Origin of the sequence: Sphingobium sp. TB-6, from assembly GCF_012927365.1 — a bacterium.
In the GTDB taxonomy this organism is placed as follows: domain Bacteria; phylum Pseudomonadota; class Alphaproteobacteria; order Sphingomonadales; family Sphingomonadaceae; genus Sphingobium.
Map to the genome: position 1 here is coordinate 126,288 of NZ_JABBGL010000011.1, position 15,707 is coordinate 141,994.

General features: G+C 62.7%; 16 protein-coding genes and 1 tRNA gene. 16 read left to right on the top strand and 1 reads right to left on the bottom strand.

Annotated features, from left to right (window positions below):
* The 16 genes from HHL26_RS16100 (at position 1) to HHL26_RS16175 (ending at position 14,744) form a co-directional block, all read left to right on the top strand.
* Entirely contained in the window at positions 1-2,124 is a 2,124-nt protein-coding gene (locus HHL26_RS16100) for a sodium-translocating pyrophosphatase (protein WP_066561018.1), read from the top strand.
* A 230-nt stretch (positions 2,125-2,354) separates the two neighbouring features.
* Positions 2,355-3,035, top strand: coding sequence for a DUF2490 domain-containing protein (locus HHL26_RS16105; RefSeq protein ID WP_145907445.1), 681 nt, complete (start codon positions 2,355-2,357; stop codon positions 3,033-3,035).
* Between the two features lie 86 nt (positions 3,036-3,121).
* Positions 3,122-4,246 carry an 8-amino-7-oxononanoate synthase gene (locus tag HHL26_RS16110; RefSeq protein WP_066561020.1) on the top strand — a complete coding sequence of 375 codons (1,125 nt, stop codon included), beginning with the start codon at positions 3,122-3,124 and terminating at the stop codon, positions 4,244-4,246.
* Positions 4,243-4,857, top strand: a complete 615-nt coding sequence (bioD, locus tag HHL26_RS16115; RefSeq protein ID WP_066561021.1) for a dethiobiotin synthase — start codon at positions 4,243-4,245, stop codon at positions 4,855-4,857. Before HHL26_RS16110 ends, bioD begins: the two co-directional genes overlap by 4 nt.
* A gap of 182 nt (positions 4,858-5,039) precedes the next feature.
* Positions 5,040-7,085, top strand: a complete 2,046-nt coding sequence (locus HHL26_RS16120) for a M13-type metalloendopeptidase (protein ID WP_066561024.1) — start codon at positions 5,040-5,042, stop codon at positions 7,083-7,085.
* 216 nt (positions 7,086-7,301) lie between these two features.
* Positions 7,302-7,712 carry a DUF4168 domain-containing protein gene (locus tag HHL26_RS16125; protein ID WP_066561030.1) on the top strand — a complete coding sequence of 137 codons (411 nt, stop codon included), beginning with the start codon at positions 7,302-7,304 and terminating at the stop codon, positions 7,710-7,712.
* A gap of 44 nt (positions 7,713-7,756) precedes the next feature.
* The gene (locus HHL26_RS16130) at positions 7,757-9,046 is read left to right on the top strand and encodes an adenosylmethionine--8-amino-7-oxononanoate transaminase (RefSeq protein WP_066561033.1); all 1,290 of its coding nucleotides are present in this window, start codon (positions 7,757-7,759) and stop codon (positions 9,044-9,046) included.
* A 59-nt stretch (positions 9,047-9,105) separates the two neighbouring features.
* Entirely contained in the window at positions 9,106-9,324 is a 219-nt protein-coding gene (infA, locus tag HHL26_RS16135) for a translation initiation factor IF-1 (protein ID WP_003049127.1), read from the top strand.
* A 12-nt stretch (positions 9,325-9,336) separates the two neighbouring features.
* The gene (locus HHL26_RS16140; protein WP_066561036.1) at positions 9,337-9,909 is read left to right on the top strand and encodes a nucleoside triphosphate pyrophosphatase; all 573 of its coding nucleotides are present in this window, start codon (positions 9,337-9,339) and stop codon (positions 9,907-9,909) included.
* Between the two features lie 5 nt (positions 9,910-9,914).
* Positions 9,915-10,904 (top strand): ribonuclease, encoded by a 990-nt coding sequence (locus tag HHL26_RS16145; protein WP_066561038.1) that lies wholly within the window; start codon positions 9,915-9,917, stop codon positions 10,902-10,904.
* Positions 10,894-11,088 carry a DNA gyrase inhibitor YacG gene (gene yacG / locus HHL26_RS16150; RefSeq protein ID WP_082748736.1) on the top strand — a complete coding sequence of 65 codons (195 nt, stop codon included), beginning with the start codon at positions 10,894-10,896 and terminating at the stop codon, positions 11,086-11,088. Before HHL26_RS16145 ends, yacG begins: the two co-directional genes overlap by 11 nt.
* A 51-nt stretch (positions 11,089-11,139) precedes the next feature.
* Positions 11,140-11,215: transfer RNA gene (locus HHL26_RS16155), tRNA-Phe, on the top strand.
* A 154-nt stretch (positions 11,216-11,369) separates the two neighbouring features.
* Complete coding sequence (locus HHL26_RS16160) at positions 11,370-12,584, top strand: integrase arm-type DNA-binding domain-containing protein (protein ID WP_169576171.1); 1,215 nt, start codon at positions 11,370-11,372, stop codon at positions 12,582-12,584.
* Between the two features lie 132 nt (positions 12,585-12,716).
* Positions 12,717-13,130 (top strand): MbcA/ParS/Xre antitoxin family protein, encoded by a 414-nt coding sequence (locus HHL26_RS16165; protein ID WP_169576172.1) that lies wholly within the window; start codon positions 12,717-12,719, stop codon positions 13,128-13,130.
* Positions 13,127-13,846: an RES family NAD+ phosphorylase gene (locus tag HHL26_RS16170; protein ID WP_169576173.1), complete on the top strand. Its 720-nt coding sequence runs from the start codon at positions 13,127-13,129 to the stop codon at positions 13,844-13,846. The genes HHL26_RS16165 and HHL26_RS16170 overlap by 4 nt, the downstream gene beginning before the upstream one ends.
* A gap of 19 nt (positions 13,847-13,865) precedes the next feature.
* A complete protein-coding gene (locus tag HHL26_RS16175) occupies positions 13,866-14,744 on the top strand; it encodes a 3'-5' exonuclease (RefSeq protein ID WP_169576174.1) in 879 nt (292 codons plus the stop codon).
* 460 nt (positions 14,745-15,204) lie between these two features.
* Here HHL26_RS16175 and HHL26_RS16180 read toward each other — a convergent pair whose 3' ends face one another.
* On the bottom strand, positions 15,205-15,597 hold the full coding sequence (locus HHL26_RS16180) for a hypothetical protein (protein WP_169576175.1): 393 nt from the start codon (positions 15,595-15,597) through the stop codon (positions 15,205-15,207).
* Between the last annotated feature and the right edge of the window lie 110 nt (positions 15,598-15,707).

Below are 15,707 nucleotides of genomic sequence, written 5' to 3' on the forward strand. Positions count from 1 at the left end.
ATGCAGATTGTCACAATTGCCATAGGGTGCGGCCTGCTGGCCGTGCTCTACGGCCTGTTCACCAGTCGACAGGTGCTGGCGGCATCCGCCGGCAATGAAACCATGCAACAGATTGCGGGCGCGATTCAGGAAGGCGCGAAGGCCTATCTCAGCCGTCAATATATGACGATCGGCATGGTCGGCGTCGTCGTCGCGGGGCTGGTCCTCTTCTTCCTGGGCGCGACGTCAGCGATAGGATTTTTGATCGGCGCGATCCTTTCGGGCTCGGCAGGCTTCATCGGCATGAACATCTCGGTCCGTGCCAATGTCCGCACCGCCGAAGCCGCCCGCACGTCCTTGCAAAGCGGCCTGACGGTGGCTTTCCGGGCGGGCGCGATCACCGGCATGCTGGTGGCGGGGCTGGCGCTGCTCGCGATCAGCCTGTTCTTCTGGTATCTGACCGGACCTGCGGGGCATGCGCCCGACGACCGGCTGGTGATCGACTCTCTGGTGGCCCTGGCCTTTGGCGCCAGCCTCATTTCCATCTTCGCGCGTCTGGGCGGCGGCATCTTCACCAAGGCGGCGGACGTCGGCGCGGATCTTGTCGGCAAGGTCGAGGCGGGCATTCCGGAGGATGACCCCCGCAACCCCGCCGTGATCGCAGACAATGTCGGCGACAATGTCGGCGACTGCGCGGGCATGGCGGCCGACCTGTTCGAAACCTATGTGGTGACGGTCGGCGCGACCATGGTGCTGACCGCGCTGTTGGTGAAGGGCGTCGACAATGCGTTCCTGATGCAGCTCATGTCGCTGCCGCTGATCGTCGGCGGCGTGTGCATCATCACCTCGATCATCGGCACCTATATGGTGCGGCTGGGGGCGAGCCAGTCGATCATGGGCGCGCTTTACAAGGGTTTCTGGACCACGGCGATCCTGTCGATCCCGGCGCTCTACGCGGTCACTCAATATACGCTGGGCGATCTCAATGCCCGCTTCGGCACCGATCTGGACGGGTCGGGCGGATATACCGGCATGGCGCTGTTCTGGTCGATGATGGTCGGCCTTGCGGTGACGGGCCTGATCGTCTGGATCACCGAATATTATACCGGCACCAACTACCGCCCGGTGCGCAGCATCGCCCGCGCCTCGGAAACCGGCCACGGCACCAATGTCATCCAGGGCTTGGCCGTCAGCCTGGAGGCGACCGCGCTGCCGACGCTGGTGATCGTGGCCGGCATCATCGTCGCCCATCAGCTTGCGGGCCTGATCGGCATCGCCTTTGCGGCGACGGCCATGCTGGCGCTGGCGGGCATGGTCGTGGCGCTCGACGCCTATGGCCCGGTCACCGACAATGCCGGCGGCATCGCGGAAATGGCGCATATGGACGACAGCGTCCGGGTCAAGACCGACGCGCTCGACGCGGTGGGCAACACCACAAAGGCGGTGACCAAGGGCTATGCCATCGGCTCTGCGGGCCTCGCCGCGCTGGTGCTGTTCGGCGCCTATACGGAGGATCTGAAATTCTACAACTCGGCGCTTGGCCTGACCGAGCCGGTCGATTTCAGCCTGTCCAACCCTTATGTCATCGTTGGCCTGCTGCTTGGCGCGCTGCTGCCCTATCTGTTCGGCGCGATGGGCATGACTGCCGTGGGTCGAGCAGCCGGTGACGTGGTGAAAGACGTGCGCGACCAGTTCGCCACCAACAAGGGCATTATGGAGGGCACGTCGCGGCCCGATTACGCCCGCACCGTGGACCTTGTCACTCGCGCCGCGATCAAGGAGATGATCATCCCCAGCCTGCTGCCGGTGCTGGCGCCGATCGTCGTCTATTTCGCGATCTCGGCGGTGGCGGGCACGCCCAACGGCTTCGCGGCCTTGGGCGCGCTGCTGCTGGGCGTGATCGTCTCGGGCCTGTTCGTCGCCATTTCGATGACCTCGGGCGGCGGCGCCTGGGATAACGCCAAGAAGTTCATCGAAGACGGCAATCATGGCGGCAAGGGCAGCGAAGCCCATAAGGCGGCCGTGACGGGCGACACGGTAGGCGATCCCTACAAGGATACGGCGGGGCCTGCCGTCAATCCGATGATCAAGATCACCAATATCGTCGCCCTGCTGTTGTTGGCTGCGCTCGCGCACGGCGCGTAACTCGCCGCTTGAAAAGGGAAAGACGGGACGATGGCTCCGCCCTGCAAAGTGGCGGGGCCGTTATTTTGCGGGAAGCAGGATGCGGTGCTGAAGGCTCTTCGGCGACGGCACGGCCTTTGGGTCAAGGAGATAGAAATGTCACAAATTAGAAATGATATAGTCACAAGATTGTAACGTAATAGTCATAGTTGGCCCCCGTTCGCCAGGATGGCGAGAGGAGAATCACAATCATGCGACTGACCTGCAAACTGCTGCCTGCGCTCGCCCTGCTGGCCGCTCCGGCCGTGGCGCACGCCAGCGAGGATGAACAGCTCTGGACCGCCGCCAGCGCGACCGTGAAGCTGAGCGATCATTGGCGCTTTTCGCAAGAGGTCATCGCCCGGTTCAGCGATGATCGCGACGGGCTGTACGAGGTCGAAATGAATTCGCTGATCGGCTACAAGGTCAGCAAGAAAGTCACGGTCTGGGCCGGCTATACCCATGACCCGCAATATAATGGCGGCAACTTCACGGTGATGGAGCATCGCGGGCGCCAGCAGGTGACCTTCGACAATATCGTCAAGATCGGCCCCGGTCAGCTCAGCGCGCGCCTGCGGCTGGAGGAACGCTGGCGCGAGGGGGTGGACGGCACCGCCTGGCGGCTGCGCCCCTATGTCAAATATGTGCTGCCGTTCAGGGAAGGCGGCAAGACCGCGCTGCTGTTGAGCCATGAAAGCTTCATCGATCTCAACACCACCAATTTCCAGCGGGTCGAGGGCGAGGAGCGGATGCGCAACCTGATCGCCATCACCACCCCGATCGCGAAGAATGTGAATGCGGAGATCGGCTATCTCCACCAGCACGGCTTCCGCCCGCATGCCGATGATCCCAACGACAATGTCGCTTCCTTCTCGTTGAGCTTCTCCTTCTAAAATTCCTCCCCATCCGTCGACGGGAGAATTGATTCTCCCGTCGACCGGCTTGCCCGGCCCGCCCCTGCGGGCCTATACGCCGCGCCATGACCAGCGAACCTTTCCGTTCCCAACTGGCGGCGTTAGAAAAGCGGGGCCGCCTGCGCCGCCTGATGCCGCGCGCCGGGCGGGACTTTGCCTCCAATGATTATCTCGGCCTCGCCTCCGACCCGATCATCGCGCAGGCCGTGGCCGACGCCGTGGCGCGGGGCGTGCCGGTGGGTTCGGGCGGATCGCGGCTGCTGCGCGGCAATGCGCCCGAACATGAAGGGCTGGAGGCCAAGGCCGCCGATTTCTTCAAGACGCAAGGCGCGCTGTTCATGGCAAACGGCTTCGCCGCCAATCTGGCGCTGTTTTCCACCCTGCCGCAGCGGGGCGACCTGATCGTCGCGGACGAGCTGATCCATGCCAGCGTCCATGACGGCATCCGCATGTCAAAGGCTGTGGCCGTCTTCGCCCGCCATAATGATGTGCAGAGCTTTGCCGACCTGATCGCCGCCTGGCGGCAGGAAGGCGGCAAGGGCCGCGTCTGGATCGCCGTGGAAACGCTCTATTCCATGGATGGGGACATGGCGCCGCTCAGCGATCTGGCGGTGCTGGCGGCAAAGCATGAGGCCATGCTGATCCTGGACGAAGCGCATGGCACCGGCGTTTTCGGGCCGTCGGGGCGGGGTCTGTCGGCGGGTCTGGACGGGCTGCACAATGTCGTGACCTTGCACACCTGTGGCAAGGCGATGGGGGTGGAGGGCGCGCTGATCTGCGGGCCGCGCCTGCTGATCGACTATCTGATCAACCGGGCGCGCGCCTTCATCTTCTCCACCGCGCCCTCGCCATTGATGGCGGTTGCGGTTTCGGCCGCGCTCGACCGGATCGAGCAGGCGAGCGACCTGCGCGACCGTTTGAAGACGCTGCGGGTCGACGCCGGCGAAGCGATTTGCGCGCCGCTCGGCCTGCCCGCGCCGCGCAGCCAGATCATCCCGGTCATTTTGGGCGAGGATCGCCGGGCCATGGCCGCCGCCGCCGCCTTGCAGCAGGCTGGGTTCGACGTGCGCGGCATCCGCCCGCCGACCGTGCCGCCGGGGACCAGCCGCCTGCGGATTTCGCTCACCCTGAATGTCGGCCGCGCCGACATTGCTGCGCTGGGCGAGGCGTTGCGCAAGGTAGTGACATGAGCGTCTTCATCGTCACCGGCACGGATACCGACATCGGCAAGACCGTCTTCGCGGCGGGCCTAGCCGGGGCGCTGGGCGCTTATTATTGGAAGCCGGTCCAGGCGGGCATCGACCCCCAAGGCGACAAGGAGCGGGTCGCCGCGCTTTCCGGCCTGCCCGCGTCGCGCATCCTGCCTGAAGCCTATCGCCTGACCACACCCGCCTCCCCCCACCTGGCGGCGCGGATCGACGGGGTGGAGATCGGCCTCGACCGGCTGGCCTTGCCGCAAGTGGACGGTCCGCTGGTGGTGGAGGGCGCGGGCGGACTGATGGTGCCGGTCAGCGAGACGCTGTTGATGATCGACCTGTTCGCTCATTGGCGCGCGCCGGTCATCCTCTGTGCGCGGACAGGGCTGGGCACGATCAACCATAGCTTGCTTAGCATCGAGGCGTTGCGGGCGCGGGGCATTTCGATAGCGGGGATCGCCTTCATCGGTGAGCCGAATGAAGAGAATGAGCGGATCATTCCGGAACTGGGGAGGGTATCCAGCCTGGGACGGTTGCCATATCTCGATCCGCTGGATGCTGCGACGCTGAAAACGGCTTTTGCGGCATCCGTCACCTTGCCTTAAGGCGCCTCATCCTCTTGCCTTTGCAGCGGCATGATATCCTCTGAGGGAAACAGCCTCCCAAACCCGCAAGCGTCGAAGATTTTTCGACAAACGACATGGACATCCCCGTCTTCGAACGCTCAACTCCCGGCCATCATGGGTGCGTCCACGCGCCCTGACCAGATGAAGCAAGGGAAGCTTTGATGAAATATCTCCTCCTCGGCGCGGCGGCAGTTGCGCTGGTTGCAGGCGCGTCCGTCGCCCAAACCGATCCGGCAAAGTCCGATCCGGTAAAGTCCGATCCGGCAATGAAACCCACTTATGGCAGCTATGGCTTCGACAGCGCTGGCATGGACAAGTCGGTGAAGCCCGGCGACGATTTCTACGATCATGCCAACGGCACCTGGACGAAGAACACGCCGATCCCCGCCGACAAGTCCAATTATGGCGCCTTTAACACGCTGGACGACCTGTCCCGCGAGCGGACCAAGGGCATTCTCGACGCGGCGCAGAACGACCCGAACAGCAAGATCGGAGCCGCCTATGCCAGCTATCTTGACGCCGCCACGGTCGAAGCCAGGGGGCTGAACCCCGCCAAGTCCTGGATCACGAAGATCAAGGCGGTGAAGGACAAGGCATCCTATGCAAAGCTGACCGCCGAAGCCGCGCGCGCAGGGATTGACGGCCCCTTCGGCTTCTACGTCAATCAGGACGACAAGGACCCGGAAACCTACATCCTTGTCCTGCACCAGTCAGGCCTCGGCCTGCCCGACCGCGATTTCTATCTGGAGCCCGATGCGAAGATGGCGGCGATCCGCACCGCCTATGTCGCGCATCTGGAAAAGATGCTGACGCTCGCTGGTGAAGCGGACGCCAAGGCCCGCGCCGCCGCGCTGATGGCCTTCGAGACGGAGGTCGCCAGGGTCCACTGGACCCAGGTCGACAGCCGCGACGCCGACAAGACCTATAACAAGATGACGCTGGCGGAATTGCAGAAGGCCGCGCCGGGCTTTGATTTCACCGCCTATTTCGCCGCCAACAAGCTCCATCCCAAGGATGTTCTGGTGTCGCAACCAAGCGCCGTCACTGGGGAGGCTACGTTGATCGCCAAGACGCCCGTCGGCGTGCTGAAGGACGCGCTGCTGCTGCGCACGCTGCACAGCTTTGCCGACCAACTGCCGGACGCGGTCGCCAATGAGAATTTCGCTTTCTACGGCACCGCCCTGTCAGGCACGCCGGAACGTGAGGCCCGCTGGAAACGCGCCGTGGATTTCCTGAAGGGTTCTATGGGCGAGGAAGTCGGCAAAGCCTATGTCGCCAAATATTTCCCGCCCGAAACCAAGGCGGCGATGGATCAGCTCGTCAAGAATGTGATCGCCGCCATGGGCCGCCGCATCGATGGCCTCACATGGATGAGCGACGCCGCCAAGGCCCGCGCCCATAAGAAGCTGGCCGCCTTCACGCCGAAGATCGGCTATCCCGACAAATGGCGCGACTATACGGGCCTGACCGTCAAACGCGACGACCTGTTCGGCAATGCCCTGCGGTCGAACCAGTTTGAGTTCGACTATCAGATGGGCAAGCTCGGCAAGCCGATCTATCGCTGGGAATGGGGCATGACGCCGATGGAGATCAACGCCTATGCCAATTTCGGCATGGTGGAGATCGTGTTCCCCGCCGCCATATTGCAGCCGCCCTTTTTCGATCCCCATGCCGATCCGGCGGTCAATTATGGCGGCATCGGCGCGGTGATCGGCCATGAACTCAGCCATCATTTCGACGATCAGGGCGCGAAATATGACGAGACGGGCAAGCTCAACCAATGGTGGAGCGACCAGGACGTCGCCAATTTCAAGGCGCTGACCGACAAGCTGGTCAAGCAATATGACGCCTATGAACCCTTCCCCGGCGCGCATGTGAAGGGCGCCTTCACCCTGGGCGAGAATATCGGTGACCTCGCCGGAGTCGCCGTGGCGCTCGACGCCTATCACGCCTCGCTGGGCGGCAAGCCCGCGCCGGTGATCGACGGCACGACCGGCGACCAGCGCTTCTTCCTGGGTTGGGCGCAGGTGTGGCGGCGCAATTATCGCGAGCCCAATTTGCGCCAGCGCCTCGTCACCGATCCGCATTCGCCATCGCAATATCGCGCCGACACGGTGCGCAATTTCGACCAATGGTATTCGGCCTTCAAGCCGGAAGCGGGCGGCAAGATATTTCTTGCGCCGCAAGATCGGGTGAAGATCTGGTGAGAATCAGAAGGAGCCGGACGAGAGAATCCGGCTCCTTTTTCATTCCGGAAAAGCAATGAATTTTCGCGACGGCGAAACGTTTGAGTCATGCGATTAACTGCATTTTATCTGTTGACCGTCTCTTAAATGCAACATTTGGTCGGATGGCTCTTTTCTCCTGACAACCTCTTCCACAGCTTGGCGTTCAAACCATAGGTAAAGTTGAGGAGAAGCAATTTGTCGGGTTTGAATAATATCTTTCTGAAGGCCGGTATGGCGTCGATCGCGCTGGCCGCTGCCGCTCCGGTTCTGGCTCAGGGTGCCGCTGCCCCCGCCGCGCCCGCCCAGTCGGCGCCTGCCGCTCCAGCGGCTGGTGCCAGTAATTTCTCGGACGCCGATATCAAGCAGTTCGCCGCCGCCGCCGTCGAGGTGACGAAGATCCAGCAGGACAGCTCGATCGCCGCCGCCGACAAGCAGCCCAAAATGCTGGCGGCGCTCCAGGCGTCGGGCATCCCGCCGGAAAAATTCAACCAGATCGGCCAGGCCGCTGCCGCTGATCCGGCGCTCCAGCAGAAGATTCAGGCTGCCGCTCCAACGTCCTCGGCTGCGGACGCGAGCGCTGCTCCGGCTACCCCGCCCGCTCAATAAGCGCGGCATTGCACAGAGGGAGGTCATCGGCCTAAGCAACGGCCATGACCTCTCCTGTCTGGCACCCCTTTTTCCAGCACGGCCTGAACGAGCCGATCCCCCATGTCGACCGGGCGGAGGGGGCTTTGCTGCATCTGGCCGACGGCGGCACGCTGATCGACGGCATCTCAAGCTGGTGGGTGACGACCCACGGCCATTGCCATCCCCGGATCTCGGCGGCCATTGCCGAACAGGCGGGGAAGCTCGATCAGCTCATCTTCGCTGGCTACACCCATGAACCGGCGGAAGAGGTTGCGCGCGGACTGGTCGATCTCGCGCCCCGCGCGGCGGATCGCGATCCGCTGGCCCATGTTTTCTTCTCCGACAGCGGCTCCACGGCGGTCGAAGTCGCGCTCAAAATGGCGCTCGGCTATTGGCACAATCTGGCGCTGGATGGCCTCTCCGAACCGCGCCACCGCATCCTCGTGCTCCAGCACAGCTATCATGGCGATACTATCGGCACCATGTCGGTGGGCGAGCGCGGCGTCTACAACGCCGCCTGGTCGCCACTGCTGTTCGATGTGGAGACCATCCCCTTTCCCGCCCCCGGCGCGGAACAGGCGACCCTCGACGCGCTTGAAGCCGCCTGCGCGCAAAAGCCCGCCGCCTTCATTGTCGAGCCGCTGATCCTGGGCGCGGGAGGAATGCTGATCTACCCCGCCTCTGTCCTGCGCGAGATGGCGGCGATCTGCGCCCGTCACGACGTCCTCTTCATCGCGGACGAGGTGATGACCGGCTGGGGCCGCACTGGAACCCTCTTCGCCTGCGAGCAGGCGGGCGTGGTGCCGGACATCATGGCCGTGGCGAAGGGCATTACCGGCGGCACGATTCCCCTCGCCGTGACCCTCGCGACATCGCGCATCTTCGAAGCGCACAAGTCGACGGACCGCGCCCGGCTTTTCTACCATTCGAGCAGCTACACCGCCAACGCCATCGCTTGCGCCGCCGCCGCCGCCAACCTCGCCATCTGGCGCGAGGAGGATGTGCTTGGCCGTATCGCTGCTCTGGCCCAGGGCATGGCGGAGCGACTCGAAAAATTGGCAGGCCATCCCGCCTTCGCCAACTCGCGCCGGATCGGCGCCATCGCCGCGATCGACCTGATCGCGCCTGACGCCGGCTATCTTTCCGACCTCGCGCCGCGCCTGCGTGCCTTTGCGCATGAAAACGGCCTCTTGCTGCGGCCGCTCGGGAACACCATCTATCTCATGCCGCCCTATTGCCTTGACGCGGATCAGCTCGATCACGTCTTTGCGGTCCTTCAAAAAGCCGGTGATGCGTTCGGCGTTTCAGCCTGACTTTCTTTTTCAGCATTTTGGCGCTATGGCGGCGCGATTTTTCGGTTTCCCAGGATATTATGGCAAAAGAAGAACTGCTTGAAATGCGCGGACAGGTTGTGGAGCTTCTCCCCAACGCCATGTTTCGCGTACGGCTTGAAAATGATCACGAGATCCTCGGCCACACTGCCGGCAAGATGCGCAAGAACCGCATCCGCGTGCTGGTGGGCGACGAAGTCCTGGTCGAACTGACTCCCTACGACCTGACCAAGGGTCGGATCACTTACCGCTTCAAATAAGCCGCTGTTCTGATGCGGCTCATTCTTGCTTCGGCTTCTCCCAGACGGCGTGACCTTCTGGGCCAGATCGGCGTGTCTCCCGACGCGGTGGACCCCGCCGACCTTGACGAAACACCCGTGAAAGGCGAACTCCCCTCTGCCTATGCCGCCCGCGTCGCCGCAGACAAGGGCGCCTTGGTCGCTGCACGCCATCCCGGCGCGCTGGTCCTTTCAGGCGATACGGTGGTTGCCGCAGGCCGCCGCATCCTGCCCAAGACAGAGAGCGAAGCGGAAGCACGGGAGTGCCTCCGCATCCTCTCCGGCCGCCGTCATCGCGTGCTGAGCGCGGTCACCCTCATCGACGCGGAGGGCAGGGCGCGCCATCGCCTCTCGACCAATATCGTCACTTTCAAACGCCTCGATCGCGCCGAGATCGACGCCTATATCGCCAGCCAGGAATGGCACGGCAAGGCGGGGGGCTATGCGATCCAGGGTCGCGCCGCCGGCCTTATCCGCGCCATCCAGGGCAGCCATAGCGCGATCATGGGCCTGCCCCTTTACGAAACCCGCGCGCTGCTCAAGGCAGCGGGCTATCCACTGGACTGACCGACATGGCCGAATGGCTCTATGAAGAAGGCATTGGCGAGGCCCGCGCCGCGCTGATCGAAAAGGGCCGGCTGGTCGAAGCGCAGATCGAACGCGAGGGTGACGCCGCCCGCGCCGGCTCGGTGATGCAGGGCAAGCTGATCCGCACCGTCATCCCGAAGAAACGGGGCATCGCTCGCCTGATCTCCGGCGAGGAAGTGCTGGTCGAACCCATCCCGCCGAAAATCGCGGAGGGCGCCACCGTCCTGCTCGAAATCCTGCGCGAAGCCATACCGGAAGAGGGCCGCGCCAAGCTCGCCAAGGCGCGCATCGCCCAGCCCGGCTCCAAGGCTCATCCCGCCCCCAGCCTGCTCCAGCGCCTGCGCGCCACCGGCATTCCGGTCGTGCCCTGCCCGGCGCATGAGGAAGACCGCTTCGAAGCCCATGGCTGGAGCGAACTGATGGAAGAGGCGATCTCCGGCGATATCGGAACGGAGGAAGCGGCGCTGCGCATCTTCCCCACGCCCGCCATGATCCTGATCGACGTCGACGGCTCGATGCCACCCGCCAAGCTGGGCCCCAAGGGCGCGAAACTGGCGGCGCAGGCGATCCGTCGCATGGGCCTGACCGGCTCGATCGGCATCGATCTGCCGACGATGAACAACAAGGACGAGCGCGCCGTCGCTTCGGCGCAGATCGACAAATATCTGCCGCTTCCCTTTGAGCGCACGGCGGTCAACGGCTTCGGTTTCGTCCAGATCATCCGCCGCCGCGAGCGCATGAACCTGATGGAACTGCTCCGCGCCGATCCCGTTGAGACGGCGGCGCTGGCGCTGCTGCGCCGTGCCGAACGCCACGGCAATGGCGGCGCGGCGACGATCACCGCTGCCCCTGCGATCATCGACCGATTGCACAAGGCGACCGACTGGATCGAAACGCTCGCCCGCCGCCGTGGCGGCGCGATCAGCTTGAAGGCGGACGCAACCCTCGCCATATCGGCTGGCCATGTCGCATAAATCCTCTTCCTGCCCGGTCTGCGGCCAGCCCTCGCATCCCGAAACCCGCCCTTTCTGCGGAAAAGCCTGCCGCGACCGCGACCTGTTGCAATGGCTGGGCGAGGGCTATCGCGTCCCCGGCTCACCCGCTTCGGACGAGATGAAAAAAAGTGACGATGATGGGCTAGACAGCACCCCGAACTGATGCCTATAGGCACGCCTCACGAAACGGCCCGCGGTTCTCGCCGGGATCCGTGCCCGGGTAGCTCAGTTGGTAGAGCATGCGACTGAAAATCGCAGTGTCGGCGGTTCGACTCCGTCCCCGGGCACCATTTCCCTTGATTTTCCTGTCCATAGCCGTCCGAAATCGATGGTATATTTGGGCCGGTTTGTGGTATCTCGTCCACCGCTGTCCGGGCGTGTACCTTGCTACCCGGATGCGCGAACGGTAGTTTCCTCGGTATCGAAACCGGGAAAATCAACGTCATGCTTACCGATGCCGCCATCCGTAAAATTGGGCTCCGCGAGAAGCCTTTCAAGGTCGGCGACATGCACGGGCTCTATCTGCTCGTGAACCCGAACGGCGCCCGTTACTGGCGCTGGAATTTCTCGCATGGCGGCAAGAAGCAGACGCTATCGCTCGGCGTCTATCCCCAAGTCTCGCTCAAGGAGGCGCGCGAGAAGCGCACGGAGGCCAGCAAGCTGCTTGAGCGGGGTACGAACCCCTCGACCCACAAGAGGCTCCAGCGCGCCCTGGCGCTGAATGGCGGGGATAGCTTCGGCGCGGTTGCCCAGGAGTGGCTTGCCAAGCTGGAGGCTGAGGGGCGTTCGGCCGCCACGATGGAAAAGATGCGCTGGCTGCTGCGCTATGCCGAGCCGATCATCGGCGAGCGGCCGATTGGCGAACTGACCGCCCCGGAGTTTCTTGCCGTCCTGCGCGCGGTCGAGGTGAAAGGGCGCTACGAATCGGCAAGGCGGCTGCGGACGACCTGTGGCAGCATCCTGCGTTATGCAATTGCGACCGGCCGCGCGCAGCGCGACGTCACCGTCGATCTGCAAGGCGCGCTCATCACGCCCAAGGTCACGCATCGCGCCGCAATTACCGATCCGGGTGGGGTCGGCGAACTGCTGCGCGCCATGTGGGGCTATGAGGGCCAACCGGCTGTCGAAATCGCGTTGAAGTTCGGCGTTCACACGTTCGTCCGGCCTGGCGAACTGCGTCACGCTGAATGGTCGGAGTTCGATCCTGATCTGGCGATCTGGACGATCCCGGCCGAGAAGATGAAAATGGGGCGCGAGCATCGCGTGCCGCTGTCCACGCAGGTCATGGACCTGCTGGAGGCGCTCTACCCGATCACCGGCCACTCGAAATATCTGTTCCCCAGCATTCGCGATCCGAGGCGGCCGATGTCGGAGAATACGGTCAACGCGGCGCTTCGACGGTTGGGCTATGACAAGACGCAGATGACCGGGCACGGCTTTCGCGCGACGGCCAGCACCTTGCTCAATGAGAGCCGCAAATGGCATCCCGACGCGATCGAGCGGCAGCTGGCGCATCTCGAAAGCAACGATGTCCGGCGCGCCTACCTGCGCGGCGAGCATTGGAACGAGCGGGTCAAGATGATGCAATATTGGAGCGACTATCTCGATCAGCTTCGGGCTGCCGAGAAGGTGATCAAAGCGAGGTTTGGGCGGCGCTAAGGGGCAAAGCGGCGCGACAGCTTATGCGATTCAACGCATAAACGATGTTTATGCGAAATAGAGCGTAGCCGTCAGGCGGAATGTTGCCATTTGGCAGTAAAATCTATATAGTAGGCCATGTGGAGGAACCTTATGGCCATGTTGCAGCCCATTGAGACGGTCGCGGCTCCGTTCCGGCCGGAACCCATGACCCAGGAAGAAGGGGGCGCGATGTTTCGTGCGGCACTCAATCTGTTCGCCAAATGGGGCGTCACCGATGAGCAGGCTGCCGTCCTGACCGATATGCCGGTGCGCAGCTTCCGGCGCTGGAAAGCAGAGGGGCCGGGTCGCATCTCGCGCGATGGGCTTGCCCGGCTCTCCAACCTCATGGGCATCCATAAGGCGCTCCGCATCATCTTTCAGGAGCCGCAGCGTGGCTATGACTGGATCAAGGCGCCCAATGCGGCCTTCGAGGGCGCGAGTGCGCTGGCAGTCATGCTGGGCGGCGAGCTGACCGATATCATGCGGGTGCGACGTTATCTCGACGCGGAGCGGGGCGGCTGGTGACTGGAATTGCAGTGCCGCCGGTCAACAGGGTCGAATGGGAGGGCGCAGTCCGAATCATCCGCAGCATCTATCCTCCCATCGATCTGTTCGAGGATATTGCGGATCCAGCCGATTGGCCCCTCCTCATATCGGCCGAGCAGAAGACGAACCCGCGCATCATGACGTCAGTCGGGAATATCGACTTGGTCCCTCCCGAGCGGCGAATCGGTGGCATTGGGGCATCCTATCTGATGGCGTCGTTCACGCATGTCAGTCTTGATCGACCGAGCCGCTTCTCGGATGGAAGCTATGGCGTTCTTTATGTTGCGCGAAACTATGAAACCGCGCTGTTCGAGACGATCCATCATCATGCGCGTTTCATGGCCCGGACGGCCGAGCCAGCCGGTTGGACGTCGCAGTTCCGGGAAATCGTCCTGAAGGTCGATGCCGAGCTGCATGATCTTCGCGGCAGTGACGAGGATTTTGGTCCTTGTCTTGATCCAGAGAGTTACGGGGCAGCTCAGCAGCTCGCTTCCAGCCTACGCGGTTCGGGGTCGGATGGCATGGCTTATACAAGCGTGCGACAGGCTGGCGGCGAATGTGTTGCGCTTTTCTATCCGGACTGCGCGTCCAATCCCATTCAGGGCAGGCATCTCGACTATCATTGGGATGGAAAGCGAGTCGATCTCGTTCGGGACGCAGGCAGTGGCGCGGTTTACAGGGTGGTAGAGGGCTGATGGCAGGGATCGCCGCGAGATGAACTTCACTGCGCCCGATCGCCATTCGCAGGCGGCTGATTTCCTGAGCATGCACCCTGACTATCGCGTGCAGCGTCGTCTTGTCCCTGTGACCCATTTTCATGAGGCGGACCCGCTTGCCTCCAGCCGGATCGGCGTGGCGATCGACGTGGAGACCACCGGCCTCGATCGCGAAGCCGATCGAATTATCGAGCTGGCCGTTCAGCGTTTTCGGTTCGATGATCGCGGGCGGATCATCCAGGTCGGGATGCCTCGGGTTTGGCGTGAAGATCCCGGTATTCCGATCGATCCGAAGATCACCAAGCTCACCGGCCTCGCAGCGGACGACGTTGCTGGACAGGCGATCGACGACGTGACGGCTGTGGATATTCTGTCGTCCGCCGATCTCATCGTCGCCCACAATGCCGCCTTTGACAGGCCGTTCGTGGATCGGCGCCTGCCGGCCATTGCCGGCAAGCCCTGGGCCTGCTCGATGGCCGAATTGGACTGGCTGGAGCTTGGGTTCGAGGGGCGCGCACTTGCCCACCTCGTCTCGCAATGCGGCTGGTTCTATGAGGGACATAGGGCCGAGAATGACATTCTTGCACTGCTCTATCTGCTTTCCCACGGATTGCCGGATGGAGAGACGATCCTGGCCAAGCTCATCGCCTGTTCGGAACGGCCGACATATCGGGTGAACGCCATCGACGCTCCTTTTGACGCCAAAGACCGGCTGAAATCTCACGGATATCGCTGGGATGCCACTCTACGATTCTGGTGGAAAAGCATTGGGGAAGAGGAGAGTGACGCCGAACGTGCTTGGTTACAGAGCGATGTGTATGGAGAATATGGGGAGCCCGCATTCATACCCGTAACTGCCTGCGAACGGCATCGATGAAATCGTGGGAACCTGGCTGAGGACGGGCGGCTGCTGCGGTTCAAGCGGGACGCTCTGGAATCCTGACAACGTTCGATTTCGAGGCGCCTAGCGATCATAGCTCGGGAAAAGCAGTAAGGCTAGCAGATGCCGGATTCGACGACCTGTTTTGGCCGGAAGCGGTCAACCCGGTTTGAAGCGGGAGAGTGATGTAAGCGGACGACCTGCAACGACCCTCGTCGGTCATCCAGGTGCAAATTTTACTCCTTAGACGTGGACCAATCGCTCACTGGCAAAGGGGATCGATTTTGATCAGCTAGTATAGAATAGATATTCTAAAATGAGCCAATCGCCGGCTGGAAGATTCCATACTAATCGCGTAGAAAAGACGAACAAATATTGAGGTTGTGAGTTCAATTCTCAGCGGCAGCACAATCATCCGATGTCTAAGGGATTTCCGACTGTCCGTCTGCTATACGCGCTATAATTCGGCCATCACCATTCGACTTTTTTGAACCCCTGTACCTGTTGCATCTAGCGAGCGCCGCCGCACATCGTAGCTGCAATTGGCAATTGTTTCGACGCACCCTGCGCGGACGACCGGATCCAGGCTTTCGAGCAGCTCCAGATCCTTCCGCTCGCCGAACAGCGAAACCGCTTCGCACAACAGCCTTGCGGCGGGTTCAGTCCTCCGCTGACGGGCCCACGTTCCTACCAGGTCCAGCAAATCGCCTCGGTGCCACAGCTCCTCCTCGCGTCGCGTGAACCAATGGTCGATAGCGAAGTAGTCACGGTTATACTTGAGATGGATTTCGACCTCCCCGTCGAGTGACGAGAACAGCGCGCCCTGGTCGGCCTGAGGATCAGCGTGCAATAGGCACCCCCTTCGTGGGGTGATCGGCGTGCAAAAAGGACCCCTTCATCCCGGGGATTTAGTCGGCCGACTGGTTTTGATCAGTTGGCGAGAACGGGATGTTGATCGTG